Here is a 25,365-nt window from a genome sequence, read left to right on the forward strand (position 1 = left end):
CTCAGGCGGCGCGGGCGGGCACCTGGTAGCGCTGGACCACCAGCGCCAGGTTGCCGTGCTTGACCTGCTGCTTGACGTGGGCGGCGGCCGAGGCGAGGTCCTCCGGGCGAACGTGGCTGCCTAGTTCGGCCGGGCTGACTTCCAGCGCGCCGATGCCCAGGGTGACGCAGGGAAAGAAGCGCAGCACGCCGTAGCGGTCCTCGGCGCGGATGCCGCCATCGTGGCGGCCCTGGTCGTCGTACAGGTCGAGGGCGCGCAGGTTGAACTCGGCGATGATGCGCTCGACCCGCAGGCGCCAGTCGGTGCTGCGCAGCATGACGACGAAGTCATCGCCGCCGACGTGGCCCACGAAGTCGCGGCGCGCGTCGCAGTGGCGCTTGATGGTGTCGGCGCACAGGCGGATCATGTCGTCGCCGCGCCAATAGCCGTAGACGTCGTTGAACGGCTTGAAGTTGTCCAGGTCGGCGTAGCAGACGACGAAGTCGGGCGCATGGCCAAGCAGGTGGGCGATGTGCTGGCTGATGGGAATGTTGCCCGGCAGCGAGGTCAGCGGGTTGGCGTAGCGCGCGGCTTCGAGGCGCATTTCGGTGACCGAGCGCACCAGCGCTTCGCCGGTGCCCAGGCTGTCGTAGCGGCCGCCGCGGGTGATGACGAAGCCGTCGGCCAGGTAGCGCTGGTCGTCGGACAGCAGCACGTGGCTGAGCTGGTCGATCGAGGTGTGCACCTCCACCAGCACGGGATCCGGGTTCATGAACGTCGAGCACGGGTTGCGCCCGAACAGGTCGCGGGTATAGCGCTGGGCGTAGTGCTCGGAGAAGTCGCGCCGGTTGATGATGCCTACCGGCCGGCTGTCGCTGTCCAGCACCGCCACGGCATGCAGGTGGCGATGTTCCTGGAACAGCCGCTGTACGTCGTCGTTGGTGTGGCGCGCCAGCATGACCGGCGGCGCCTCGACCCGCAGCGCCAGCGCCGTGTGGCCCGGCAGGGGCGCGGGTTGCGTCGCGCAGGATGGCTGCAGCGAGGCACGCGCCGCCGTGGGCAGGTCGGCGCGCGGCTCGTTCTCGGGGCGGCCCAGGAACCAGCCTTGCGCATAGCGTATGCCCAGCTCGTACACCGTGCGCAGGTCGTCGGCGTTCTCGATGCCCTCGGCCACCAGGGTGGAGTTGAGCTGCCGCGCCGTCGACACCATGGAGCGCACCAGTTGCAGGCGGCGCTCGTCGCGGCTGATGCCGTTGAAGAAGTAGCGGTCGATCTTGACCAGGTCGGGGGCCAGCTCGGCCCACAGCTGCAGGCTGGCGTTGCCGACGCCGTAGTCATCCAGCGCCACCCGCATGCCGCTGGCGCGCAGGCAGGCCAGGGCCTGATTCAGGGCCGGCAGGTCGCCGCCCACCGGATCGTATTCGGTGATCTCGATGACCACCCGGTCGGCCGCCAGGCCGCTGTCGGCCAGCAGCATGACCGGCAGCCCGCCGCCGTAGCGGCGCCAGCACGCCACCAGGACGGCGCCGGAGAGATTCAGGAACAGGTTGCCGGGCGAGTCCAGCTCGGTGAAGCGGCGCGCGCCGGCCTGCAGGCTGGCAAGTTCGAGTTCGGCGTGCAGGCCGTCGCGGCGCGCCGCGGCGAACAAGGCGTCCGGCATGTGCAGCACGCTTTGCCGCGGCCCTCGGATCAGGCTTTCATGGCCGAAAATGCGGTCCTGCGCCAGGTCGGCCACCGGCTGGTAGCAGGGATTGAGCAGGCCGCCCTGGAGAATGGCGGCCAGGCCGGCGTCGGCATGGAGATCTGCTGAGGAAGACGAGATCATGCTGGGCGTATGCGCGAAGGGCCAGGCAGGCCGGGGTCAATATCATGACGAGTCATTATTGCCGCGATGTTGCGTAGGTTCGCCAGTCGCGCCGAGGCGGCCGCATCCCGTTCTACAATGTTGCCCATGTCCGCAGAAATACTCAATCCAAACTTGCGTCGTGTGGTGCTTGCATCCAACAATGCCGGCAAATTGCGCGAATTCTCGGCCCTGTTCGCCCCGCTGGGGATAGAGCTGGTGCCGCAAAGCGAATTGGGCGTCTCGGAGGCCGAGGAGCCCCACGCCACCTTTGTCGAGAATGCGCTGGCCAAGGCCCGCCACGCCAGCCGGCACACCGGCCTGCCGGCCCTGGCCGACGATTCCGGCCTGTGCGTGGTGGCGCTGGGCGGGGCGCCTGGCGTGCATTCGGCCCGCTACGCCCAGCAGCCCGGCGGCGCCCGCAGCGACGCGGCCAACAACGCCTTGCTGGTGCGCGAGCTGGCCGCCGCCGGCGACCGGCGCGCCTGGTACGTCGCGCTGCTGGCGCTGGTGCGCACCGAGAACGATCCCTGTCCGCTCATCGGCGAGGGGCTCTGGCACGGCGAGATCGTCGATACGCCGGCCGGCGAGCATGGCTTCGGCTACGACCCGCATTTCTATCTGCCGCAGCAGGGCTGCACCGCCGCCCAATTGGCGCCGGAGCACAAGAACCGCATCAGCCACCGGGCGCAGGCCCTGGCGCAGCTGCTGGACAAGCTGCGCGCGACCGGGCCGGTGGACCGGCCCTAGCCGGCCGTGGCGAGCACGCGCATGGCCATCACGATTCCCATCCGCAGCCTGGGCGGCCCGGCCGCCGGCGCGCGCGCCATCGCGCCGGCCGGCGCCACGCTGACCAGCCTGCCGCCGCTGTCGGTCTACGTGCACGTGCCCTGGTGCGTGCGCAAATGCCCGTATTGCGATTTCAATTCGCATGCCGCGCCGGGCGAGATCCCCGAACGCGCCTACCTGGACGCGCTGCGCGCGGACCTGGAGCAGGCCGTGCCCGAGGTCTGGGGGCGCCAGGTCATTTCCGTCTTCATCGGCGGCGGCACGCCCAGCCTGCTGTCGGCGGCGGGGCTGGACGAACTGCTGGCGATGCTGCGCGCCTGCCTGAACCTGCTGCCGGACGCCGAAATCACCATGGAGGCCAACCCGGGCACCGCCGAGGCCGGACGCTTCCGCGATTACGCGGCCAGCGGCGTGACGCGGCTGTCGCTGGGCATCCAGAGCTTTGACGATGCCCAGCTGGCCAGGCTGGGCCGCATCCATGACGCGGCCCAGGCGCGGGCGGCCATCGCCATGGCGCAGCAGGCGGTCGAACGCGTCAACCTGGACCTGATGTTCGCCTTGCCGGGCCAGGAGCTCGAGCAGTGCCGGGCGGACCTGCGCCAGGCGCTGGCCTACGGCACGGAGCACCTGTCGCTGTACCACCTGACGCTGGAGCCCAATACGGTTTTCGCCAAGTATCCGCCGGAATTGCCGGACGACGACGCCAGCGCCGCCATGCAGGACATGGTCGAGGAAACCCTGGCGCAGGCCGGGCTGGCGCGCTACGAGGTCTCGGCCTATGCCCGCAGGGGCGCGCGTTGCCGGCACAACCTCAATTACTGGGAGTTCGGCGACTACCTGGGCCTGGGACCCGGCGCCCACGGCAAGCTGTCGTTTCACGACCGCATCGAACGCCAGGCGCGCCTGCGCAACCCGGATTCCTGGATGCAGCGCGCCATGGCGCGCGATGGCAGCCATGTGGCCGAAAGCCGGGCGGTCGGGGCGGGCGAACTGCCGTTCGAGTTCATGCTCAACGCGTTGCGCCTGAAAGACGGCGTGGCCGCGTCCTCGTTCGCCGAGCGCACCGGCCTGTCGCTGGCGGCCATTGCGCACCAATTGGAAGCGGCGACCCGGCGCGGCCTGCTCGACGCCGATCCGACCCGCCTGCGCGCCACTCCACTGGGCTGGCGCTTCCTGAACGATCTGCAGGAAATGTTCCTGTAATCGCCGCGCACCAAAATAGGGCAATCAACGCCCTGTGTTTTGCACCATAATGGTGCTAAATTTCTGTTCTCGCATTCCGCCGCCGCCTCCTTCCGGGAGTGTGGCGCCTGGCACGCATTTTGCTTGCCTGTTTATTGCCAGTCGGGCAACCAAGGCCCTCGACGCTTTTATCTTATGGAGATGACATGGCAAGCCCCAAAGACGTTCTCAAGCAGATCGCCGACAACGAAGTCAAGTTCGTGGATTTCCGCTTCACCGATACGCTCGGGCGCGAGCACCACGTTTCCGTTCCCACCTCGGCCGTCGACGAGGACAAGCTGGAGAGCGGGCAGGCGTTCGACGGGTCGTCGATCCCGGGCTGGAAGGGCATCGAAGCCTCCGACATGCTGTTGATCCCGGATCTGAGCACGGCCAACCTGGACCCGTTCCGCGAAGAACCGACCCTGATCCTGAGCTGCGACGTGGTCGAGCCGTCGGACCTGAAGGGCTACGATCGCGACCCGCGTTCGCTGGCCAAGCGCGCCGAAGCCTACCTGAAGTCCTCCGGCCTGGGCGATACCGCCTACTTCGGCCCGGAGCCCGAGTTCTTCGTGTTCGACGGCGTGACCTGGAACACCGACATGTCGGGCACCTTCGTCAAGATCAAGTCGGAAGAGGCGCCGTGGTCCAGCGGCCTGGAATTCGAAGGCGGCAACATGGGCCACCGCCCCGGCCCCAAGGGCGGCTACTTCCCCGTGCCGCCGGTCGACTCGTTCCAGGACATGCGTTCCGAAATGTGCCTGCTGCTCGAGCAGATGGGCGTGCCGGTCGAAGTGCACCACCATGAAGTGGCCGCGCCCGGCCAGCTGGAGATCGGCACCAAGTTCAGCACGCTGGTGCAGCGCGCCGACTGGAACCAGGTCATGAAGTACGTGATCCACAACGTGGCGCACGTATACGGCAAGACCGCCACGTTCATGCCCAAGCCCATCGTCGGCGACAACGGCTCGGGCATGCACGTGCACCAGTCGATCTGGAAGGATGGCCAGAACCTGTTCGCGGGCAACGGCTATGCCGGCCTGTCGGAGTTCGCGCTGTACTACATCGGCGGCATCATCAAGCATGCCCGCGCGCTCAATGCCATCACCAATCCGGGCACCAACTCGTACAAGCGCCTGGTGCCGCACTTCGAGGCGCCGGTGAAGCTGGCCTATTCGGCCCGCAACCGTTCGGCCTCGATCCGCATCCCGTACGTCGGCAACCCCAAGGCGCGCCGCATCGAGACGCGCTTCCCGGATCCGCTGGCCAACCCGTACCTGGCGTTCTCGGCCCTGATGATGGCCGGCCTGGACGGCGTGCAGAACAAGATTCACCCGGGCGACCCGGCCGACAAGAACCTGTACGACCTGCCGCCGGAAGAGGACGCCAAGATCCCGACCGTCTGCGCGTCGCTGGAAGAGGCCCTGGCCGCGCTGGACAAGGATCGCGAGTTCCTGACCCGCGGCGGCGTGTTCAGCAACGACATGATCGACGCCTACATCGAACTGAAGATGGGCGAAGTCACGCGTCTGCGCATGACCACGCATCCGGTCGAATTCGACATGTACTACAGCCTGTAATCCGGGAGGCTGTGCGGCGGCGGGCCCCGCGGCCCGCCGGCCGCGCCGTCCCGGTTGCCTCCTATGACGAATGTCGATGCTTTTGATCTGCTGGCCACATCGGTCTTCCTGCTGAACGAACGCGGGCACATCGAATACGCCAATGCCGCCGCCGAAGACCTGTTCGGCCGTTCCCGCAAGCAATTGCGCGGCCTGTCGGCCGCGACGCTGTTCGACAATCCCGAAGACCTGCAATCGGCCATCGACAGCGCGGCCGCCGGCAAGTTCGCCGACGTGCGCCAGCTGGCCTCGCTGCGGCGGGTGGTCGAGTCGGTGGAGGTCACCGTCACCACGGTGTCGCTGTCCGGCCAGGCCTGGCCGGTACTGATCGAGACGCGCGAGATCGAGCAGCGCGTGCTGGCCGACCGCAACCAGCGGCTGGTCGACGAAATCGAATCGCATCGCGAGTTGCTGCGCAACCTGGCCCACGAGGTCAAGAACCCCCTGGGCGGCCTGCGCGGCGCGGCCCAGCTGCTGGAAGCCGAACTGCCCAGCGCGGCCTTGGCCGAATACACCCAGGTCATCATCACCGAGGCCGACCGGCTGCAGGCGCTGGTCGACCGGTTGAGCGGGCCGCAGCGCGTGCCGCTGGCCGCGCGGCCGGTAAACATCCATGAAATCTGCGAGCGCGTCTGCGCGCTGATCCAGGCCGAGTTCCGCGACGCGGTCGAACTGGTGCGCGACTATGACGCGTCGATGCCCGAGCTGCGCGGCGACGCGGCGCGGCTGATGCAGGCGGTGCTGAATGTGGCGCGCAACGCGGCGCAGGAGCTGGTGCAGCAGCAGCCGGGCGCCGACGTGCCCGCGCCGCGCGTCGTGCTGCGCACGCGCGTGGCGCGCCAGGTCATGCTGGCGCACCGGCAGCACCGGCTGGCGCTGGTGGTGTCGGTGCTGGACAATGGACCGGGGGTGCCCGAGCACATCCGCGAGCGCATTTTCCATCCGCTGGTGACCGCGCGCGCCGGCGGCACCGGGCTGGGCCTGAGCCTGGCCCAGGATTTCGTGCAGCAGCACGGAGGCATCATCGAATTCGAGTCCCGTGCGCAGCACACCGAATTCCGGCTGGTATTACCGATGGAGCCCCCACTTTGATGAAACCCGTTTGGATTGTCGACGACGACCAGGCCATCCGCTGGGTGCTCGAGAAGGCCCTGGCGCGGGCCGGCATCGCCACCCGCAGTTTCTCCCGCGCCGCCGACGTGCTGCAGGCGCTGGCCGCCGACGTGCCGTCGGTGCTGGTGTCGGACATCCGCATGCCGGGCGGCGACGGACTTGAGCTGCTGCGCCAGATCAAGGAGCGCAATCCCGGACTGCCGGTGATCGTCATGACCGCCTTCGCCGACCTGGACAGCACGGTGTCGGCGTTCCAGGGCGGCGCGTTCGATTACCTGGCCAAGCCATTCGATGTGAACGAAGCCGTGGCGCTGATCCAGCGCGCCATGCAGGAGGGCGAGCCCGCGGCCGATGCCGGCGCGGCGGGCGAGCCGGCGCAGAATGGCGAGCGCTGGGTGATGACGCAGTCCTCGTCCACCGCGATGCAGGAAGTGTTTCGCGCCATAGGCCGGCTGGCGCAGTCCAAGGTGACGGTGCTGATCACCGGCGAGTCCGGCACGGGCAAGGAACTGGTGGCGCGCGCCCTGCATGGGCACGGCGCGCGCGCCGGCGGGCCGTTCGTGGCGCTGAACGCCGCGGCGATTCCGCGCGATCTGCTGGAGGCCGAGTTGTTCGGGCACGAGCGCGGCGCCTTCACGGGAGCCAATACGCTGCGGCGCGGACGCTTCGAGGAAGCGCATGGCGGCACGCTGTTCCTGGACGAGATCGGCGACATGCCGATCGAGTTGCAGACCCGCCTGCTGCGCGTACTGGCCGAGGGCAGTTTCTACCGCGTGGGCGGTGCGCAACCGGTGCGCGTGGACGTGCGCATCGTCGCCGCCACGCACCAGCCGCTGGAACAGCGCGTCGAGCAGGGCCTGTTCCGCGAAGACCTGTTCCATCGCCTCAATGTGATCCGCCTGCGGCTGCCGCCGCTGCGTGAACGGGTCGAGGATATTCCGGCGCTGGCCCAGCACTTCCTGGCCACCAGCGCGCGGGCGCTGGGCGTGCCGGTCAAACGGCTGACGCCCGACGCGCTGGCCGTGCTGGCGCGCTTCGATTTTCCCGGCAACGTGCGCCAGCTGGAGAACTTCTGCCATTGGCTGACAGTCATGGCCCCGGGCCAGACGATCGACCGCAATGACCTGCCGCCCGAAATCCGGGCGGTCGAGCACCAACAGGCGGCGGCGCGGCAGGCGCCGGCGCCTGTCGCGGCGGCCGCGGCCGGCACGGAGCCGGCCCGCGCCGAGGCGCCGGATGCCGCGCCGCGCAACTGGCACGAAGCCTTGCTGCGCGACGCGCAGTTCCGGCTCGAGCGCGGCGAGCCGGCGGTCATGGCGACGCTGACGCGCCAGTTCGAGAAGATCCTGCTGCAAAGCGCCCTGGATGCGAGCCGGGGGCGACGGGTCGAGGCCGCGTCGCGGCTGGGCATCGGCCGCAATACCATCACGCGCAAGCTGCGCGAGCTGGGTATCGACGACGCATAGGGCCAGCCCTCACGGCACGCCCAGCAGGCTTTCGCACAGCCGGGGCGAGCGCAGCCGGTCCAGCCACCACTGCAAGGCCCGCCCGGGCTTGGGGTCGCGCCAGGCGTAGACCACCTGCTCGGTGAGCGGCACGACGTCGTCGGTGGGGCAGGTGGCCAGCAGGCCCTGGGCGAGGTAGGGTGCGGCCAGGGTCAGGGGCAGGTGTCCCACGCCGATGCCGCGCACCTGGGCGTCGATCTTGGCCTGCATGGTGGGCATGACGATCACGGGCTGTTCGCGCAGCAGGCCGCGCGTGCGCGGCGGCAGGTCGCGCGAGGTATCGGCCACCACGATGGCGCAATAGGCCGCGATGTCGCGGGCGCCCAGGGGGCGCCCCAATGCGGCCAGCGGATGATGCGGCGCCACGCAGAAGGCGAACTGGGTTTGCCCCATGGCCTGGGTGCGGTAGGCGCCCGACGGCGCGCCCGCCGCGTCGGCGCCGATCAGCAGGTCGGCGCGGCCCGAGGCCAGCGCATCCCAGTTGCCGCTGAGCACTTCGGAGGAAAAGCGCAAGGTCGTGGCGCCCGCCAGGGCGCGAAAATCCTCGATCAGGTCGTACAGCGGCGTCCAGGGCAGCACGGCGCTGACGGCGATGCGCAATTCGCCTTCCCAGCCGGTGGCCACGCGCTTGACGCGGCTGGCCAGTTCGTCGAGCGATTGCAGCACGTGGCGGCCTTCGGCCAGCAGGGCCTGGCCGGCGGGGGTGAGGGCGGCCCGATGGCCGCTGCGGTCGAACAGCAGTACGTCCAGGCCGTCCTCCAGCTTGCGGATGGCGTAGGTGACGGCCGAAGGCACTTTGCCCAGCTCGCGCGCCGCCTTGGCGAAGCTGCCATGGCGGGCAATGGCGTCGACCATGACCAGCAGGTCGGGCGTGATGGGCTGGCCGGCGGCCGGGGCGGCGCGTGGACTGGGCATGGCGGCGTCCAATCGTTCAAATTAATTGAATGATGTCATCAAATCCCTCCCTCATCAAGGCCTGGAGGGCCGGGCATAATGAACCCATGTTGTGAATGACGGTACACGGCATGCGGCCGATGCACCAAACATTCATATTATTGAAACAAGGAGTTCGCCATGCTTACCCTGCGTCGCAGCGCCGAACGCGGCCATGCCAACCACGGCTGGCTCGATACGCACCACACGTTTTCCTTCGCCAACTACTACGACCCGGCCCATATGGGGTTCGGGCCGCTGCGCGTGATCAACGACGACCGCATCGCCGCCGGCCGGGGCTTCGGCACGCACGGCCACCGGGACATGGAGATCATCACCTATGTGCTGGACGGCGCGATCGCGCACAAGGACAGCATGGGCAGCGGCTCGACCATCCGGCCCGGCGATGTGCAGCGCATGAGCGCCGGCCGCGGCGTGATGCACTCGGAGTTCAACCCGCAGCCGGATGCCGCGACCCACATGCTGCAGATCTGGATCGAGCCCGATGTGACGGGCATTGCGCCCGAGTACGAGGAAAAGCGTTTTCCCGAGGCCGACAAGCGTGGCCGGCTGCGCCAGCTGGTTTCCCCCGACGGCGCCGACGGCTCGCTGCGCATCCACCAGGATGCGCGCCTGTACGCGGGCCTGTTCGACGGCACGGAAAGCGCCGAGCTGCCGCTGGCGGCCGGGCGCCGCGCCTGGGTGCACGTGGCGCGCGGCAGCCTGGTCGTCAATGGCCAGCAGCTGGGCGCGGGCGATGGCCTGGCGCTGCAGGACGAGGCCGCGGTGCGCCTGGGCGACGGCGAAGGCGCCGAAGTGCTGGTATTTGATTTGCCGTAAAGTGAGACGGGCGCCGCCTGGCGGCGCCCATTTTTCCACGGCGCGGCCGCGCGGCCAGCCGCTACAGGAGGAGAACCATGTCGATTTTGAACAATGCGCCGCAATCGGCGGTGCAGACCATCGTGGTGCCGCGCACCAGCGACCTGGGCGGATTCGAAGTGCGCCGCGCCTTGCCGTCGGCGCAGCAGCGCTCGGTGGGCCCGTTCGTGTTCCTCGACGAAATGGGCCCGGTGCAGTTTCCCGCCGGCGTGGGCATGGACGTGCGGCCCCACCCGCATATCGGGCTGGCCACGGTGACCTATCTCTACGAGGGTGCGCTGGTGCACCGGGACGGGGCCGGCAATGTCCAGACCATCCTGCCCGGAGAGGTCAACTGGATGACGGCCGGCCGCGGCATCGTGCATTCCGAGCGCACCTCGCCGGAAAGCCGGCTGGCGCCGCTGCGCATGTACGGCCTGCAGATGTGGGTGGGCCTGCCCAAGGCGCACGAGGAAACGGATCCGGGCTTCGTGCACTACGGCACCGAGGCGCAACCGGTGGTCGAAGGCGAGGGCGTGCGCGTCCAGGTGATCGCCGGCTCGCTGTTTGGCCAGACCTCCGGCGTGCGCACCCTGTCGCCGCTGTTCTACGGCGACGTGCAGTTGCAGGCCGGGGCCACGGTGGTGGTGCCGCCCGAGCACGAAGAGCGCGCCGCCTATCTGGTGGAGGGGACGGTGGATATCGAAGGGCAGGCGTACGAGCCCGGCCGCCTGATCGTGTTCGCGCCGGGCGTGGCGGTGACGATCCGCGCGCAGACGGCGGCGCGCATGGCGCTGGTGGGCGGCGAGCCCCTGGACGGCCCGCGCTTCATCTGGTGGAACTTCGTCTCCAGCAGCAAGGACCGCATCGAACAGGCCAAGGAAGACTGGAGCAGGAACCGTTTCGGCCAGGTCGTGCCGGGCGACGAGACCGAGTTCATCCCCTTGCCGCCGCCGCGCTCCTGAGTGGTCCGCCGCGTCCCGGCTAGCGCCCGCGGTCGAACGCCTGCAGGCGCTGCTCCACCAGGGCTTCGCGGCGGATGAAGTCGCGCACGAACGGGCTGGCCGGGTGCTGGTGCAGGTTGTATGGGGTGTCCCATTGCTCGATATGGCCGCGCGCCATGACGCCGATGCGGTCGGCGATGGCGAAGGCCTCGGCCTGGTTGTGCGTGACCAGGATGGCGGTGTGGCCGGTGCGCTTGAGGATCTCGCGCACCTCGAAAGCCAGGCGCTCGCGCGTATCCACGTCGAGATTGGAGAACGGTTCGTCGAGCAGGAGCAGGTCGGGCGAGGGCGCCATGGCCCGCGCCAGCGCCACGCGCTGCTGCTGGCCGCCGGAGATTTCGTGCGGATAGCTGTCGGCCGATTGCGCCAGGCCGACCAGTTCCAGCATTTCGGCCACGCGCTGCGCGCGCGCCGAACGCGACAGCCGGCGCAGGCCGAAGGCCACGTTCTGGCTGACGCTCAGGTGCGGGAAGAGGGCGTAGTCCTGGAACATCATGCCGACGCGGCGCAGTTCGGGCGCCACCTGCGCGTCGGGCGAGGAAATGACGGCGCCGTCCAGCGCGATGTGCCCGGCCAGCACCGGCTCGAAGCCGGCGATGGCGCGCAGCACGGTGGTCTTGCCGCAGCCGGACTCGCCCAGCAGGCAGCCGATGTGGCCGGCCGGCAGGCTCAGCGACAGGTCGTCGATGATGGTCTTCAGGCCCTGGGGCGTGTCGTAGCCCAGCCGGATGTGATCGAGTTCTAGCAGGTCGGCCAAGGTATCAGTGTCCCATCTTCAGATTGGTGCGCGCCAGCAGGATGACCGGCACCAGACCGGCCGCGACGATGGCCAGCGCGGCGACCGCTCCTTCTTCGTAGGTGCCGCGCGCCGCCTCCGCGTACAGCCAGGTGGCCAGCGTCTCGAAGTTGAGCGGGCGCAGCAGCAGCGTGGCGGGCAGTTCTTTCATGGTGTCCACGAACACCAGCAGCGCGCTGGCCGCCAGGGCGGGGCGCAGCAGCGGCAGGTGGACGCGGCGCAGGGTGCCGGCGGAGGTCTCGCCCAGCAGCCGCGACGCCTGCTCCAGCGAGGCGGGAATGCGCGCCAGGCCGGCTTCGATGCCGCCGGTGGAGATCGCCAGGAACCGGATGGTGTAGGCGCATACCAGCGCGCCCGTGGTGCCCATCAGCAGCAGGCCGTTCCAGCCGAACAGCGCGGACATGGTGTGGTCGAGCCAGGCGAAGGGCGCCAGCAGGCCGATGGCCAGCACCGTGCCGGGCACGGCATAGCCCAGGCTGGCGATGCGCCCGCAGGTGCGGCCGGGGTTGAACGAGGCGCTCTCGCGCAGGCTGCGGCCGGCCCAGGCCACGATCAGGCCGCACAGCAGCGTGACGATGGTGGCCAGGGTGGCCACCATCAGCGTATTGCGCAACCCGGCCCAGAGCTGGTCGGAGACGCCGCCCACCAGGTGCAGGCGCTTGTAGGTTTCGACGATCAGGTACAGGGCCGGCGCCACGAAGCCCAGCACCACGGGAATCCAGCCCAGCACGGCGGCCAGCGCGGCGGCCGCGCCATGCAGCCGGCGCGGCTGCATGGCGCGCATGCGCTGGGTGTTGGCGTAGCGCTGCCGCTTGCGGCCGTGGCGTTCGAGCAGGATGAGGGCGATGACGAACACCAGCATGGTCAGTGCGATCTGCGCCGCGCTGGCCAGGTCGGACCGGGTGATCCAGGTGGTGTAGACCGACACGGTCAATGTCTGCACACCCAGGAATTCGGAGGCGCCGATGTCGTTGAGCGTCTCGAGCAGCGCCAGGCTGACGCCGACCGCGATGGCCGGCCGCGCCATGGGCAGGGCCACGCGCAGGAACACGCCGACGCGGCCCGCGCCCAGCGTGCGGGCGGCTTCCAGCAGGCTGGCGGCCTGGGTCATGAACATCACGCGGGTGCTCAGGTACACGTAGGGGTACAGCACGAAGCCCAGCACGAAGATGGCGCCGTAGATCGAGCGCAGGTCGGGCAGGCGGAACTGGCGCGGGCTGTCGTATCCCAGCACGGCGCGGATGGCGCCTTGCACCGGTCCGATCGGATGCAGCAGGTCGAGATAGGCGAAGGCGATGATGTAGGTGGGCACGGCCAGCGGCAGCAGCAGGGCCCAGGTCAGGGTGCGGCGGGTCGGGAACTCGTAGGCGGTGACCAGCCACGCCGCGCCGGTGCCCAGCATGGTGACCAGCACGCCCACGCCGGCCAGCAGGATCACGGTGTTGGCCATGGCCTGCGGCAGCACATAGCGGGTCAGGTGGGTCCAGTGCGAGAGGTCGGCGTGCAGCGCCCACCATGCCAGCGCCGCCACCGGCGCCAGCACCGCCAGCGCGATGAGGGACGCGCCGGCCAGCCAGCCGGCGCCGCGTTCGCTGAAGCGGGTCCGCGCACTGCGCGGCAAGGAAATGGTGTGCATGCTACGGGGAAAAATGCAAAGCGGCCGGATGGCCGCTTTGCCGACAAACAAGGCAGTTCATGCCGTGCGCCAGGCAACGCCCGCGCCGCCGCAATGGCGTGGCGGGCGTGAGTGTAGCGCGGCTCAGTTGTCGAAGCCCACCTTGTCGACCAGTTCGCTGGCCTGCTTGCGGTACTTCGCGACCTCGGCCACGGGCAGGGTATCGACCTTCAGCGGGCCGAAGCTGGCCACCACCGGGTCCAGCTTGACGCCGGCGCGCACCGGGTACTCGTAGTTGGCCTGGGCGTACAGCGTCTGGGCCGGCTCGGAGACCAGGTATTCCAGCAGCTTGACGGCGTTGGCCTTGTTGGGCGCGTGCGCCGCGACCGCTGCGCCGCTGATGTTGACGTGGGTGCCGCCATCCTTGGCGGTGGCGAAGGTCGGGCGCACCACCTTGATGGCGTCGCCCCACTTGCGGGCGTCGGTGCCCGGCTCGGCGTTCTTCATGTGGCCGACGTAGTAGGCGTTTGCCAGGCCGATGTCGCAGATGCCGCCCAGGATGTCGCGCGCCACGTCGCGGTCGCCGCCGGCCGCCTTGCGGGCCAGGTTGGCCTTCACGCCGCGCAGCCATTTCTCGGTGGCCTCGGCGCCGTCATGGGCGATCATGGCCGCCACCAGCGCGGTGTTGTACGGGTGCTGGCCCGAGCGGATGCACACCTTGCCCTTCCATTTGGGGTCCGCCAGGTCTTCGTAGCGGAAGCTGTCCAGCTTGAGGTCTTTCTCGACGTAGAGCACGCGGTCGCGCAGCGACAGGGCATACCAGCTGCCTTCGGCGCCGCGCAGGTTGGCGGGCACCACGCTGTCGAGCGTCTGCGACTGGATCTTCTGGGTGACGCCGCCGTTGACCAGGTCGATCAGGTTGCCGATGTCGACCGTCATCAGCACGTCGGCCGGCGACTTGTCGCCCTCGGCCCTGACGCGCTCGAGCAGGCCGTCCTTGACGAAGACGGTGTTGACCTTGATGCCGCTATCCTTGGCGAAGGCGTCGAGCAGCGGCTGGATCAGCTTGGGTTCGCGTGTGGTGTAGAGGCTGACCTCATCGGCGGCCAGCGCCTGGGCGGAGAACGTGGCAACGCCCGCGAGCGCCAGGGCGCGCAGCAGCGGGATCAGGGAGGAACGCTTGGTCGACGGCATGGAATGACTCCGGCAGGACAGGAACGCACGCCGATGCGGATTGCAGTTGCGTGCGCTAACGAAAATGATTATCAACTGAGACGGGCACAATAACAGGAAGCGGACCGCTGTTCAACTTGTTGAAAGCTCAATCGGCAGTCGCGGCGGGGCGGGATTTGACCCCGATCAAACGGCATATGGGTATTACGATTAATAAGAGCAGTTCTCAGCTGCTTGCGTTAAAATCAGGATTAACCCTAGGTTCGCCCATCGTCTGCTTGCGGCGCGGCCTGCCCTCCGTTTCTTCCTTTGTGCGCTGGAAGGCGCCGTAATTTACAACGACATGGCAGCTTTCAATACCGAGCGCGTGCTCAGCGTGCGCCACTGGAACGACACCCTTTTCTCCTTCACCACCACCCGCGACGCGGCGCTGCGCTTTCACAATGGCCATTTCGTCATGATCGGCCTGGAAATCGAAGGCAAGCCGCTGATGCGCGCCTACAGCATCGCCAGCGCCAATTACGAGGAAAACCTCGAGTTCCTGAGCATCAAGGTGCAGAACGGGCCGCTGACCTCGCGGCTGCAGCACCTCAAGGAAGGCGACACCATCCTGGTCAGCCGCAAGCCGGTGGGCACGCTGGTGGTCGACGACCTCAGGCCGGGCAAGCACCTGTATCTGTTCGGCACCGGCACGGGCCTGGCCCCGTTCATGAGCATCATCAAGGATCCCGAGGTCTACGAGCGGTTCGAGAAAGTGGTGCTGGTGCACGGCGTGCGCTGGGCCAGCGAACTGGCCTACGCCGACTTCATCGAAAAGGAGCTGCCCGGCAACGAGTTCTTCGGCGACATCGTGCGCGACAAGCTGATCTACTACCCCACCGTGACGCGTGAACCGTTCCGCAACCAGGGCCGCATCACGCAGCTGGTCGACTCGGGCAAGCTGTGCGCCGACATCGGCCTGCCGCAGCTGGACCCGGCGGTCGACCGCGCCATGATCTGCGGCAGCCCGCACATGCTGGCCGACATCCGCGACATGCTGGACAAGCGCGGGTTCGAGGTTTCGCCGGGCGTGGGCGAGCCGGGCGACTACGTGTTCGAGCGCGCGTTCGTGGACAAATAAGGCCGCGCTCCGCCAGGAACGACCGCCCTCGGGCGGTTTTTCTTTGCCCGTGCGCAGGCGTTCATGCGTCGAACGGCCGGGTGCCCAGCGCCTCGATCACGTGATCCACGAAGCAGGTGATGCGCGCGGCCAGCGTGGTGTTGCGGTAGTAGACCGCGTTGACCGGCTGGCGTACGTCCAGGGTCTGCCTGGCGAACAGCTGTACCAGTGCGCCGGCGCGGCGGTCCTCCCAGGTCATGAAGTCCGAGAGGCAGACGATGCCCAGGCCCGCCAGGGCCATGTGCCGCAGCGTTTCGCCGCTGGACGAGGCGATGGTCGGCCGGATGCGCAGGACGGCGCCGTCGGCGTCGCGCAAGGGCCAGTCGTTCAGCGTCTCGGGCTGGGTGAAGCCGAGCAACGCGTGCTGCGCCAGTTGCGCGGGGCGGGCGGGCACGCCGCGGCGCTCGAGGTAGGCGGGGCTGGCAAGCACGCGCAGGCGGCTGGTGCCGATGGAGCGGGCGTGCAGCGTGGAGTCTTTCAGCACGCCGATGCGAAACGCCACGTCGGTGCGCTTTTCGATCAGATCGACGATGCCTTCGTTGGAATTGAGCTCCAGCTCCACCTCGGGGTAGCGGGCATGAAAGCCGGCTATCAGCGGCACCAGCACATGCAGCATGAATGGGGTGGCCGCGTCGACCCGCAGCCGTCCGGCCGGGCGCATGCGGCGGGCCGCCATCTGTTCCTCGGCCTCGTCGACCGAGGCCAGGATGGCGCGCGCATGCTGCAGGAAGGCGGCCCCTTCCTCGGTCAGCTCGAGCCGGCGGGTCGTGCGGCGCACCAGGGTGGTCTGCAGCTTTTCCTCCAGCCGGCCCAGCGTGCGGCTGGCGGCCGAGATCGTCAGACCGAGCTGTTCCGCGGCCGCGGTGATCGAACCCGTGTCCACGACGGCCACGAAGGCCTGCAATTCGTCCAGGGTGGTTTTCATTGTTGAATTCAAATCAAAAGAATTTGGTTCATACAGGGCTTAATCCGCAAATATAAACCCGGCACACTGTCGCCATTGGACTTTTTCAAGGAGAAGCGGCGATGAAATCCTCGGCCGCATTGTTTGCCCTGGCCACCGGCGCATTCGCCATCGGCACCACGGAGTTCACGCCGATGGGGCTGCTGCCCGTCATCGCCGACGGCGTGCAGGTAAGCATTCCGACCGCGGGCATGCTGATCTCGGCCTACGCGGTGGGCGTGATGCTCGGGGCGCCGGTCATGACCCTGCTGTTTGCCCGTTTCGGCAAGCGCGCGGCCCTGATGTCGCTGATGCTGATCTTCACCATCGGCAACCTGCTCTCGGCGTTCGCGCCCAGCTACGCGACCCTGCTGCTGTCGCGCCTGATCACCAGCCTCAACCACGGCGCCTTCTTCGGCATCGGGGCCGTGGTGGCTGCCAGCGTCGTGCCGCGCGAAAAACAGGCCAGCGCCATCGCGGCGATGTTCATGGGCCTGACCCTGGCCAATATCGGCGGCGTGCCGGTGGCGACCTGGATCGGGCAGCAGGTGGGCTGGCGGCTTGCCTTCGGCGGGACGGCGGCGCTGGGCCTGGTCACTATCGCCGCGCTGTGGCTGGCGCTGCCCAAGGGCGAGCCCGGCAAGCGTCCGGACGTGCGCCGCGAGCTGGGGGTGCTCACGCGTCCCGCGGTCCTGCTGGCCATGGGCACCACGGTGCTGGGCGCCGGCGCCATGTTCGCGCTCTACACCTATGTGGCGCCGGTCCTGGCCGACCTGACCCACGCCAGCCCCAACTTCGTGGCCTTCGCCCTGGTGCTGATCGGCATCGGCTTCACGCTGGGCAACACGCTGGGCGGTCGCCTGGCCGACTGGTCGCTCGACGGCGCCACCAAGCTGATCCTGGGGCTGCTCGCGGTCATCATGGCGCTGCTGCCGCTGCTGCTGACCACCCATGTGGGCGCGGCCATCGGGCTGGTGGTGTGGGCGGCCGCGGCCTTCGGCATCGTTCCGCCGGTACAGATGCGCGTCATGCAGGCGGCGGCCCAGGCGCCGGGCCTGGCCTCGTCGGTCAACGTCGGCGCGTTCAACCTGGGCAACGCGCTGGGCGCCGCGCTGGGCGGCGCGGCCATCGGCCAGGGCCTGGGCTATGCATCCGTGCCCCTGGTCGGCGCGGCGCTGGCCGCCGGTGGCCTGGGCCTGGTCTGGCTGGGCAATGCCGGCCGCCGCCGGGTGGCGCAGGGCGCCTGAGCGGGCCGGCGTCGCCGGCAAGCCGTCGACAACCTTCATTTCCACCTTCACATCCGTTCTGCATTCAAGGAGTCTTCGAATGAGCATCCCTTCCTTTGGCGTGGGTACCTTCCGCCTGACCGGCCAGACCGTGATCGACTCGGTCCGCAACGCCATCGACCTGGGCTATCGCGCCGTCGACACGGCGCAGATCTACGGCAACGAAGCCGAGGTCGGCCAGGCCATTGCCGAAAGCGGCGTGGCGCGTTCCGAACTGTTCGTGACCACCAAGATCTGGACCGACAACTACGCCCGGGCCAGGCTGGTGCCCAGCCTGCGCGCCAGCCTGGACAAGCTGCGCAGCGACTATGTGGACCTGGCGCTGATCCACTGGCCCGCGCCGGGCAACGGCGTGGCGCTGCCCGAATACATGGAAGCGCTGGCCGAAGCCAAGGCGCTGGGCCTGGCGCGCCAGATCGGTATCTCCAATTTCAATATCGCGTTGACCAGGCAGGCCGTCGCGGCGGTGGGGCAGGGCGAGATCGCCACCAACCAGATCGAACTCAGCCCCTATCTGCAGAGCGCCAGGCTGACGGCATTCCTCAAGGAGCAGGGTATCGCCGTGACTTCCTATATGACCCTGGCCTACGGCAAGGTGCTGAAGGATCCGGTGCTGGCCCGGATCGCGGACAAGCATCAGTCGACGGTGGCGCAGGTGGCGCTGGCCTGGGCCCTGCAGCTGGGGTATGCGGTGATCCCGTCCTCGACCAAGCGCGAGAATCTGGCGAGCAACCTGCTGGCCCGCGGCCTGACGCTGGACGCCGATGACATGGCGCGGATTGCCGCGCTGGAGCGTAATGGCCGCGAGGTCGATCCCGAGGGTCTGGCCCCGGTGTGGGACTGAGCGATCGGGGTGCTGGGAAATGTTCCAGGGTTGTTCGCAAGACAGGCGAGCGGTTAGGGTTTTTCACCAGGCGTCACGGTAAGGGATGATAGGTCCGCATCTGGGCGGTTGGCAGACTGCGCGGAGTGCTGCGTCGGGAACGCAGCGTTCGTCAGAGGATGCCATGCTCAGGTCTGTCTTGCCGTTGTTTTCCCTGCCCGTTGCCGGGCGCCTCCAGCCGGCCCGAATGGTGGCGGGCGCCGCGCGGCCGGTGCTCGCCGCAGCGCTGGGCGGTGCGCTGATGTGGGCGCCCCCGCTTCGCGCCGACCATTGGTCCGGTGCCACGATCAAGAAGACGGGCCAGGGCGAGATCGGCATATCGCTTTCCGCTGGCGGTGCCGACGATCAGGCCGGCCATCCGGGGCCGTGGGTGGCGCGCAAGGTGACGGTGGAAACCACCGGCATGTGGGGCATGGCCGTGCTGCTGAACCAGCCCGGGGGAACGCTGTCGCTGGAAGAGGCGATGGTCAGCTCCAGCGGCGACCTCGGCCTGAATGCAACCTATCAGCCGCGGGCCACGGTGATGGTGCGGGCCGGCGCGTTGAACGTGCGCGGTTCGACCATACGCAATCGCTACCGCTCCGGTTCGCAATACTACGGGCGCCAGCCGGCGGCCTTGCGCCTTGCCGGCGAGCAGGCGTCGCTGAGCATGGCCGACAGCCTGGTCGAAGGCGAGCGCGGCATGCGCTTGATCAATACGGCCCAGGCCGACATCGTGCGCAGCATCGTGCGGGGTCTGGATGGCGAGGGCTTGTCGATGGACCACGCCGCCAAGGCCAGACTGACCGACGCGCAGGTGCTGGGCAAACGGGCGGGCAGGGTGGATGGCGCCGGCGAACTGATAGCACACAACACGCGGTTCAGCGGCAAGGCTGGTCTGTTGCTGAGCAGCAAGGGACGCGCCGACCTGAGCGGCGGCACGCTGGCGGCGAGCGAAGGCGATGCCCTCTATCTGTATGGCGACGCCGAGGCGCAACTGCGTGACGTGGAGGTAAGCGCGCGAGGCAGGCAGCAGGTTGCCGCCATCGAATTGGTTTCGGCCCTGGCTGGCGATGCCGCGCCCGATTCGTCCGAACCGCCTGTCCGCGCGGATCCCGTGCTGCGCGTCGCGGGCGGTTCGATTTCGGCCGCCGGCGTCGAGTCCCCGGCGCTGCGGCTGGCGGGCGGACAGGCGAGCCTGGATGGCGTTCAGGTTCTTGCGGAGGCCGCGCCCGCAGCCGAACTGATCGCCGGCACGCTCAGCATCGCGGGCGGCACGTTGTACGCCGAGCAGGGGCCGGCGCTTTCCACGGGAAAATACGATGACCTGCTGGGGGCCGCGCGGATTTTCCTGGGGCGCGGGGCCGTCGCGCCGAACGACATGATGCCCGGGGTGACGGTGACCGTGCAGCGCGGGGCCAGTGTGGGTGGCGCGCAGCTGCTGCGCCAGACCACGCCGATACCGGTGCGGCTGGTCCTGCGCGATGCGGCGGTCGCGCAAGGCGATGTCGTGCGCGCGCCCGAAGATGCGCCGCAAAAGGATGCATTCGGAATGCAGGTTCCGCCGGGCTTGCGCGTCGGGCTGGAACAGGCGCGGCTCGAACTCGATGTGGCCGACGGCGCGCAGTGGCATGGCGCGACCCAGTCGCTCGACAGGCTGGTACTGGGCGCGGGCGGCCAATGGCGGATGAGCGCGGCGTCCAGCGTGGGCGATTTGAGCATGGAGCCCGGCGCGGCCGTCGTGTTCGGCGATACGGCCGGGCCGGGGTTTCAAACGCTGACGCTGCGCACGCTGGCGGGCGCCGGATCGTTCGAGATGCACGCGGACGCCAGGCTGGAGCATGCCGATCAACTGGTGGTGACCGGACAGGCCGAAGGGCGGCATCGCGTGCGGGTGCGCGCGCCGGCGGGCGCCGAGCCGGGCAAGGCGCAGGCCGTGCTGGTGCGCGCACCGGCCGATAGCGCGGCCAGTTTCGAGCTGGACGACCGCGACGGCAGGGCCGACTTCGGCACCTATCGCTACGGGCTGGCGCAACAGCCGGACGGCGCCTGGGGGCTGGTCAGGACGGGGTATTCGGCCACCGCCGCCGCGGCGCTGGACACCGGCGGGCTGGGCGCGCCGCAGGGGCTGTGGTACGCCGAAGCCAACGCATTGGGCAAGCGCATGGGCGAGTTGCGCCTGAATCCGGACGCCGGCGGCGCCTGGGGACGGGCGTTCAGCCAGCGCCAGCGCATCGGTCCGCGTGCGGGACGACATTTCCAGCAAGACGTCAGCGGCATCGAAATGGGCGCCGACCAGGCCTGGCTAGTGGCCGGCGGCCGTTGGCACGCGGGTGGATTGCTAGGCTATACGCGCGCCCGGCGCGGATTTGCCGGCCAGGGCAAGGGCCACACCGACAGCGTGCATGTGGGCGGCTATGCCACCTACATCGGCACCAACGGCGTATACGCCGATGCCACGTTGCGCGCCAGCCGCTTCGAGAATACGTTCGACGTTGCCCGGCCGGGCGGGGGGCGCACCGTGTCCGGCAGCTACCGCGCCAACGGCGTGGGCATGACGCTGGAAGCCGGTCGGCGCCTGGCGCTGGGCCGGCACTGGTTCGTCGAGCCGCAGGCCGAGCTGGCGTGGTTCCGCGCTGGCGGCGGTACGTACAGGGCCAGCAATGGCTTGCGTATCGAGGATGACGGCGGCACGTCGCTGCAGGCGCGGCTGGGCGCCCAAGCCGGACGCCGCTTCGATCTGCGCGGCGGCGCGGTGGTGCAGCCCTACGCGCGGTTGAGCTGGGTGCAGGAGCTCAAGGGCGTGAGCACGGTGCGCACCAACGGTATCGCGCACCGTACCGACCTGGGCGCGGGCCGGGTCGAACTGGGGTTGGGCGTGGCGGCCGCGCTGGGCAAGGGCCACAATCTGTACGCATCGTACGAGTACTCGCACGGGCCCAGGCTCAGCCTGCCGTGGACCGTGCAGCTGGGTTACCGCTACGCTTGGTAAGCCGGCCAGCCATGGCGGGCGCGCATTGCCGGCCGCCGCCCGCCCTCTGTACCATTCGCTCATGGCGCAATGGCGCGCGAGGCTCGTCCAAATGGTTGAGGGCGAGCCACTTTCGCAAATGCCTATTGCTGATTAAACTCCGATAGTCGATGTTCCCTATCACGAGGACTGCCCCCATGAGCAAGCAGATCATTCATACCGACGCCGCGCCCGCCGCGGTCGGCCCGTATTCCCAGGCGGTGGCCGCCACCGGCACCAGGACGGTCTACCTGTCGGGCCAGATCGGCCTGGAGCCGGGCACCGGCGACCTGGTGTCCGAGAATTTCGACGCCCAGGTGCGCCAGGCGTTCGCCAACATGCAGGCGGTCATCAAGGAAGCGGGCGGCACGCTGGACGACATTGTCAAGCTGACGCTGTTCCTGACGGACCTGAACAAGTTCGCCGCCGCCAACGCCATCATGGCCGAGCTGATCCCGCAGCCGTTTCCGGCCCGCTCGACGGTAGGCGTGGCCAGCCTGCCCAAGGGCGCGCAGTTCGAAGTGGAAGCGGTGCTGGTCCTGTAACGCCGGGAGCCGCCCATCAGCAGTAACGGCGCGCCTGCCGCGTCCAAGCCGGCCGCCAAGGCCAGCGGCGCGGCCCGACCCACAGATACCGAGCGCAAGCTCCATAATCTGGGCTTGGTCGCGCCCGAGGATTTCGTATTGCACCTGCCACTGCGCTACGAGGACGAGACCCGCGTGACGCCGGTGTCTGCCTTGCGGCCGGGGTTCGCCGCACAGGTCGAAGGCGAGATCCTGCGCGCCGAGGTGCTGTACCGGCCGCGGCGGCAACTGACGGCCGTACTGGCCGACGACTCGGGCGAATTGCAGTTGCGCTGGCTGAATTTCTACCCCAGCCAGCAGAAGCAGTTGACGGTGGGGCGGCGCCTGCGGGCGCGCGGCGAAGTGCGCGGCGGATTGTTCGGCCGCGAGATGGTGCACCCGCGCATGAGCAGCGCCGACCAGCCATTGCCCGCGTCGCTGACGCCGGTCTATCCCAGCACCGAAGGCCTGCCGCAGCCCACGTTGCGCAAGGCCATCGGTCAGGCGCTGGCGCGCGCCGATCTCTCCGATACCTTGCCCGAGGAGGCGCGCCAGCGCTATGGCCTGGCCGAGTTCGCGCCGGCCGTGCGCCTGCTGCACGCGCCGCCGCCGGATGCGGCCGAGCACGAGCTGATGGAGCGCATCCATCCCGCCTGGCGCCGCATCAAGTTCGACGAACTGCTGGCGCAGCAACTGTCGCTGGCCGCCGCGCGCGCGGCGCGCCGAGTCAAGCGCGCCGAGCCCTTGCCGGCAAGCGAGGACGAGGACGGGCTGGTGGCGCGCCTGTACCGGGCCTTGCCGTTTGCGCTGACCGGGGCGCAGCAGCGCGTGGTGGCCGAGATCGCCGCCGACCTGGCGCAGCCTTATCCGATGCACCGCCTGCTGCAGGGCGACGTGGGCAGCGGCAAGACCGTGGTGGCGGCCATCGCCGCCGCGCAGGCCATTGCGCGCGGGGCCCAGGTGGCGCTGATGGCGCCTACCGAGATCCTGGCCGAACAGCATTTCCGCAAGCTGGTGGGCTGGCTGGAGCCGCTGGGCGTGGCCGTGGCGTGGCTGAGCGGCAGTCTCAGCGCCAAGGCGCGCCGCGAGGCCGCCGCCGCCGCGGCCGACGGCAGCGTGCAACTGGTGGTCGGCACGCAGGCGCTGATCCAGGACCACGTCGTGTTCCAGCGGCTGGGCCTTTCCATCGTCGACGAGCAGCACCGTTTCGGCGTGGGCCAGCGGCTGGCCCTGAGCCGCAAGGGAGAGACCGGACGCGGCGTGATCGTGCCGCACCAGCTCAACATGAGCGCCACGCCCATCCCGCGCACGCTGGCGATGACCTTCTTCGCCGACCTGGACGTTTCGGTGATCGACGAATTACCGCCCGGCCGCACGCCGGTGGTCACCAAGCTGGTGGCCGATGCCCGGCGCGAGGAGGTCATCGGCCATATCGCGCACGCGGCGCGCCAGGGACGGCAGGCGTACTGGGTTTGTCCGCTGGTGGAGGAAAGCGAGGCGCTGGAGCTGCAGACGGCGGTCGACACCCACGAGGCGATGCGCGCCGCCTTGCCCGACCTGCGCATCGGCCTGGTCCACGGGCGCCTGCCGCAGGCCGAGAAGGCCGAGGTGATGCGCGCGTTTCGCGAGGGCGAGATCGACCTGCTGGTGGCCACCACGGTCATCGAAGTCGGGGTCGACGTGCCGAACGCGTCGCTGATGGTCATCGAACATGCCGAGCGTTTCGGGCTGGCGCAGCTGCACCAGTTGCGCGGCCGGGTCGGACGCGGCACCGCCGAGTCGATCTGCGTGCTGCTGTACCAGGCGCCGTTGTCGCAGGTGGCGCGCCAGCGGCTGCGCGCGATGTTCGAGACCAGCGACGGATTCGAGATCGCGCGGCGCGACCTGGAGCAACGCGGGCCGGGCGAATTCCTCGGCACGCGCCAGTCCGGCCTGGCCTTGTTGCGTTTTGCCGACCTGGAGGCCGACGTGGCCATCGCCGAGCAGGCGCGCGAGGCGGCGGTGTGGCTGCGCGCCAAGCATCCCGAGGCGGTGGCCGCCCACCTGGCGCGCTGGATGCGGGGGCGCGAGGATTTTCTACGTACTTGAAGGGCCGGCGCCGACACGAGGCGGCGCGGCATACCTGGAGCGAGTGGCGCTATGACACTGACCGAACTCAAATACATCGTCGCGGTGGCGCGCGAACGCCATTTCGGCCGTGCGGCCGAAGCCTGTTTCGTCAGCCAGCCGACCCTGTCGGTGGCGATCCGCAAGCTGGAGGACGAGCTGGGCGTGACCCTGTTCGAGCGTGGCGGCACAGAGGTCGGCGTGACGCCCATCGGCCAGCGCATCGTGGCGCAGGCGCAGAAAGTGCTGGAGGAAAGCGCCAGCATCAAGGAGATCGCCCGCCAGGGCCATGATCCGCTGGCCGGACCGCTGCGGGTGGGCGTGATCCACACCATCGGCCCGTACCTGCTGCCACGCCTGGTGCCCGAGCAGATCGCGCGTACGCCGCAGATGCCCTTGCTGCTGCAGGAGAACTTCACGGTGCGGCTGGTCGAGCTGCTGCGCCAGGGCGAGATCGATTGCGCCATCATGGCCTTGCCGTTGCCCGAGGCCGGCCTGGTCATGCAGCCGCTGTACGACGAGCCGTTCGTGGTGGCCGTGCCGCAGGACCACGAATGGGCGCAGCGCAAGGCCATCGACGCGCAGGACCTCAAGCAGCAGACCATGCTCCTGCTGGGCAGCGGCCACTGCTTCCGCGACCAGGTGCTGGAAGTCTGTCCGGAGTTGTCGCGCTTTTCCGCTTCCAGCGACGGCATCCAGCGCACCTTCGAAGGCTCGTCGCTGGAGACCATCCGCCACATGGTGGCGGCCGGGATCGGGGTGACGGTGCTGCCGTTCACCGCGGTGCCGAACCCGCCGCAGCCCAAGAGCCTGTTGCGCTACCTGCCGTTCGACGGCGAGACGCCCGAGCGCCGCGTCGTGCTGGCGTGGCGGCGCAGTTTTCCGCGCCTGGCGGCCATCGAAGCGCTTGCCCAGGCGGTGTATGCGTGTGGCCTGCCGGGCGTGCGCATGCTCAACGAAGAAGCCGCCAGCACGCAGGTCGAATGAG

The 25,365-nt window shown here is 69.0% G+C and carries 20 protein-coding genes; 14 read left to right on the forward strand and 6 right to left on the reverse strand.

Annotation, left to right across the window (positions count from 1 at the left end; translation table 11 throughout):
• Position 1: 1 nt before the first annotated feature.
• Positions 2–1,804 carry an EAL domain-containing protein gene (locus CAL11_RS09640; protein ID WP_086092774.1) on the reverse strand — a complete coding sequence of 601 codons (1,803 nt, stop codon included), beginning with the start codon at positions 1,802–1,804 and terminating at the stop codon, positions 2–4.
• Positions 1,805–1,921: 117 nt separating this feature from the next.
• Here CAL11_RS09640 and rdgB point away from each other — a divergent pair, with 117 nt between their 5' ends.
• From rdgB to ntrC, 5 genes are all read left to right on the forward strand, one after another.
• Positions 1,922–2,572 (forward strand): RdgB/HAM1 family non-canonical purine NTP pyrophosphatase, encoded by a 651-nt coding sequence (gene rdgB / locus CAL11_RS09645; protein ID WP_086092775.1) that lies wholly within the window; start codon positions 1,922–1,924, stop codon positions 2,570–2,572.
• Positions 2,573–2,593: 21 nt separating this feature from the next.
• A complete protein-coding gene (hemW, locus tag CAL11_RS09650) occupies positions 2,594–3,814 on the forward strand; it encodes a radical SAM family heme chaperone HemW (protein WP_086092776.1) in 1,221 nt (406 codons plus the stop codon).
• Positions 3,815–3,999: 185 nt separating this feature from the next.
• Complete coding sequence (glnA, locus tag CAL11_RS09655; protein ID WP_086092777.1) at positions 4,000–5,412, forward strand: type I glutamate--ammonia ligase; 1,413 nt, start codon at positions 4,000–4,002, stop codon at positions 5,410–5,412.
• A 63-nt stretch (positions 5,413–5,475) separates the two neighbouring features.
• A complete protein-coding gene (gene glnL, locus CAL11_RS09660) occupies positions 5,476–6,543 on the forward strand; it encodes a nitrogen regulation protein NR(II) (protein ID WP_086092778.1) in 1,068 nt (355 codons plus the stop codon).
• The gene (ntrC, locus tag CAL11_RS09665; RefSeq protein WP_167382479.1) at positions 6,543–8,030 is read left to right on the forward strand and encodes a nitrogen regulation protein NR(I); all 1,488 of its coding nucleotides are present in this window, start codon (positions 6,543–6,545) and stop codon (positions 8,028–8,030) included. Before glnL ends, ntrC begins: the two co-directional genes overlap by 1 nt.
• Before the next feature lie 9 nt (positions 8,031–8,039).
• Here ntrC and CAL11_RS09670 read toward each other — a convergent pair whose 3' ends face one another.
• Positions 8,040–8,984, reverse strand: a complete 945-nt coding sequence (locus tag CAL11_RS09670; protein ID WP_033466352.1) for a LysR family transcriptional regulator — start codon at positions 8,982–8,984, stop codon at positions 8,040–8,042.
• Positions 8,985–9,143: 159 nt separating this feature from the next.
• Between CAL11_RS09670 and CAL11_RS09675 the strand changes: the two genes are divergently transcribed.
• Together CAL11_RS09675 and CAL11_RS09680 are read left to right on the forward strand one after the other, a co-directional pair.
• Entirely contained in the window at positions 9,144–9,842 is a 699-nt protein-coding gene (locus CAL11_RS09675) for a pirin family protein (protein WP_033466290.1), read from the forward strand.
• 77 nt (positions 9,843–9,919) lie between these two features.
• A complete protein-coding gene (locus tag CAL11_RS09680; protein WP_086092780.1) occupies positions 9,920–10,825 on the forward strand; it encodes a pirin family protein in 906 nt (301 codons plus the stop codon).
• 19 nt (positions 10,826–10,844) lie between these two features.
• Here CAL11_RS09680 and CAL11_RS09685 read toward each other — a convergent pair whose 3' ends face one another.
• From CAL11_RS09685 to CAL11_RS09695, 3 genes are all read right to left on the reverse strand, one after another.
• Positions 10,845–11,621, reverse strand: coding sequence for an ABC transporter ATP-binding protein (locus tag CAL11_RS09685; RefSeq protein WP_033466294.1), 777 nt, complete (start codon positions 11,619–11,621; stop codon positions 10,845–10,847).
• A 4-nt stretch (positions 11,622–11,625) separates the two neighbouring features.
• The gene (locus tag CAL11_RS09690) at positions 11,626–13,296 is read right to left on the reverse strand and encodes an ABC transporter permease (protein ID WP_086092781.1); all 1,671 of its coding nucleotides are present in this window, start codon (positions 13,294–13,296) and stop codon (positions 11,626–11,628) included.
• 123 nt (positions 13,297–13,419) lie between these two features.
• Positions 13,420–14,469: a Fe(3+) ABC transporter substrate-binding protein gene (locus CAL11_RS09695; protein ID WP_033466297.1), complete on the reverse strand. Its 1,050-nt coding sequence runs from the start codon at positions 14,467–14,469 to the stop codon at positions 13,420–13,422.
• A gap of 322 nt (positions 14,470–14,791) precedes the next feature.
• Here CAL11_RS09695 and CAL11_RS09700 point away from each other — a divergent pair, with 322 nt between their 5' ends.
• Positions 14,792–15,568: a ferredoxin--NADP reductase gene (locus tag CAL11_RS09700; protein WP_033466299.1), complete on the forward strand. Its 777-nt coding sequence runs from the start codon at positions 14,792–14,794 to the stop codon at positions 15,566–15,568.
• A gap of 61 nt (positions 15,569–15,629) precedes the next feature.
• Here the strand turns inward: CAL11_RS09700 and CAL11_RS09705 are convergent, their stop codons facing one another.
• Positions 15,630–16,532 carry a LysR family transcriptional regulator gene (locus CAL11_RS09705; protein ID WP_086092782.1) on the reverse strand — a complete coding sequence of 301 codons (903 nt, stop codon included), beginning with the start codon at positions 16,530–16,532 and terminating at the stop codon, positions 15,630–15,632.
• Positions 16,533–16,633: 101 nt separating this feature from the next.
• Between CAL11_RS09705 and CAL11_RS09710 the strand changes: the two genes are divergently transcribed.
• From CAL11_RS09710 to CAL11_RS09735, 6 genes are all read left to right on the forward strand, one after another.
• Positions 16,634–17,797, forward strand: coding sequence for an MFS transporter (locus tag CAL11_RS09710; RefSeq protein WP_068926004.1), 1,164 nt, complete (start codon positions 16,634–16,636; stop codon positions 17,795–17,797).
• A gap of 79 nt (positions 17,798–17,876) precedes the next feature.
• Positions 17,877–18,680, forward strand: coding sequence for a 2,5-didehydrogluconate reductase DkgB (dkgB, locus tag CAL11_RS09715; RefSeq protein ID WP_086092783.1), 804 nt, complete (start codon positions 17,877–17,879; stop codon positions 18,678–18,680).
• A gap of 226 nt (positions 18,681–18,906) precedes the next feature.
• The gene (locus tag CAL11_RS09720) at positions 18,907–21,690 is read left to right on the forward strand and encodes an autotransporter outer membrane beta-barrel domain-containing protein (RefSeq protein WP_279629044.1); all 2,784 of its coding nucleotides are present in this window, start codon (positions 18,907–18,909) and stop codon (positions 21,688–21,690) included.
• A 176-nt stretch (positions 21,691–21,866) separates the two neighbouring features.
• Complete coding sequence (locus CAL11_RS09725; RefSeq protein WP_033466310.1) at positions 21,867–22,253, forward strand: Rid family detoxifying hydrolase; 387 nt, start codon at positions 21,867–21,869, stop codon at positions 22,251–22,253.
• A gap of 108 nt (positions 22,254–22,361) precedes the next feature.
• Complete coding sequence (recG, locus tag CAL11_RS09730) at positions 22,362–24,359, forward strand: ATP-dependent DNA helicase RecG (RefSeq protein ID WP_244172952.1); 1,998 nt, start codon at positions 22,362–22,364, stop codon at positions 24,357–24,359.
• 51 nt (positions 24,360–24,410) lie between these two features.
• Entirely contained in the window at positions 24,411–25,364 is a 954-nt protein-coding gene (locus CAL11_RS09735; protein ID WP_033466314.1) for a LysR substrate-binding domain-containing protein, read from the forward strand.
• The last annotated feature ends 1 nt before the right edge of the window (position 25,365 follow it).

The sequence above is a fragment of the Bordetella genomosp. 6 genome (genome assembly GCF_002119705.1).
Lineage (GTDB): Bacteria > Pseudomonadota > Gammaproteobacteria > Burkholderiales > Burkholderiaceae_B > Bordetella > Bordetella bronchiseptica_F.

Coding starts and splice junctions, on each gene's coding strand:
- CAL11_RS09725 (WP_033466310.1), top strand. CDS start 21,867: ATGAGCAAGCAGATCATTCATACCGACGCCGCGCCCGCCGCGGTCGGC.
- hemW (WP_086092776.1), top strand. CDS start 2,594: ATGGCCATCACGATTCCCATCCGCAGCCTGGGCGGCCCGGCCGCCGGC.
- CAL11_RS09700 (WP_033466299.1), top strand. CDS start 14,792: ATGGCAGCTTTCAATACCGAGCGCGTGCTCAGCGTGCGCCACTGGAAC.
- CAL11_RS09735 (WP_033466314.1), top strand. CDS start 24,411: ATGACACTGACCGAACTCAAATACATCGTCGCGGTGGCGCGCGAACGC.
- CAL11_RS09705 (WP_086092782.1), bottom strand. CDS start 16,532: ATGAAAACCACCCTGGACGAATTGCAGGCCTTCGTGGCCGTCGTGGAC.
- glnA (WP_086092777.1), top strand. CDS start 4,000: ATGGCAAGCCCCAAAGACGTTCTCAAGCAGATCGCCGACAACGAAGTC.
- CAL11_RS09640 (WP_086092774.1), bottom strand. CDS start 1,804: ATGATCTCGTCTTCCTCAGCAGATCTCCATGCCGACGCCGGCCTGGCC.
- CAL11_RS09720 (WP_279629044.1), top strand. CDS start 18,907: ATGGTGGCGGGCGCCGCGCGGCCGGTGCTCGCCGCAGCGCTGGGCGGT.
- CAL11_RS09670 (WP_033466352.1), bottom strand. CDS start 8,984: ATGCCCAGTCCACGCGCCGCCCCGGCCGCCGGCCAGCCCATCACGCCC.
- CAL11_RS09675 (WP_033466290.1), top strand. CDS start 9,144: ATGCTTACCCTGCGTCGCAGCGCCGAACGCGGCCATGCCAACCACGGC.
- CAL11_RS09680 (WP_086092780.1), top strand. CDS start 9,920: ATGTCGATTTTGAACAATGCGCCGCAATCGGCGGTGCAGACCATCGTG.
- glnL (WP_086092778.1), top strand. CDS start 5,476: ATGACGAATGTCGATGCTTTTGATCTGCTGGCCACATCGGTCTTCCTG.
- rdgB (WP_086092775.1), top strand. CDS start 1,922: ATGTTGCCCATGTCCGCAGAAATACTCAATCCAAACTTGCGTCGTGTG.
- CAL11_RS09710 (WP_068926004.1), top strand. CDS start 16,634: ATGAAATCCTCGGCCGCATTGTTTGCCCTGGCCACCGGCGCATTCGCC.
- ntrC (WP_167382479.1), top strand. CDS start 6,543: ATGAAACCCGTTTGGATTGTCGACGACGACCAGGCCATCCGCTGGGTG.
- dkgB (WP_086092783.1), top strand. CDS start 17,877: ATGAGCATCCCTTCCTTTGGCGTGGGTACCTTCCGCCTGACCGGCCAG.
- CAL11_RS09695 (WP_033466297.1), bottom strand. CDS start 14,469: ATGCCGTCGACCAAGCGTTCCTCCCTGATCCCGCTGCTGCGCGCCCTG.
- CAL11_RS09690 (WP_086092781.1), bottom strand. CDS start 13,296: ATGCACACCATTTCCTTGCCGCGCAGTGCGCGGACCCGCTTCAGCGAA.